This is a genomic window from Burkholderia sp. SR8, assembly GCF_052851275.1.
This window is the reverse complement of sequence record NZ_JAULUC010000097.1, coordinates 1-388: the sequence shown is the minus strand read 5'-3', so window position 1 is coordinate 388 and position 388 is coordinate 1. Positions and strand designations below refer to the sequence as shown.

Below are 388 nucleotides of genomic sequence, written 5' to 3'. Positions count from 1 at the left end.
GTCAGTCCTGTCGCGAAGGAACGGTTTGCGTTCGATCCGGCGAGCAACATCATCGATCCGGTGCGGACGGCGGAGACGCCTGCGTCGCGTCCGAGCCCGGTGCGGCCGGAAAGCACGTTGCCGGTCGAGGTGCCGAAGGTGCTCGGGAACCTGCTGAAGGCGTATGCGGGGATGCACTTCGAGTACGACGCGCGTGGGAATCTGGTACGCAAGCGTACGCCGGCGGGTGAGCAGGAATACCAGTGGGACGAATTCAATCGCTTGCTGTCCGCGCGGGTTGTCGAGACGTCGCGGCAGAGTCACGCGCGGTATTTCTATGATGCGTTCGGTCGACGGATCGCGAAGGAGGTGAACGGCGAGCGGACGGTGTTCGGATGGGATGGTGACG

1 pseudogene is annotated in these 388 nt (G+C 63.9%); it reads left to right on the top strand.

From position 1 onward, the window contains the following. Window positions 1-388 (top strand): annotated as a pseudogene (locus tag Q3A80_RS31985) (RHS repeat-associated core domain-containing protein); the annotation flags it as partial.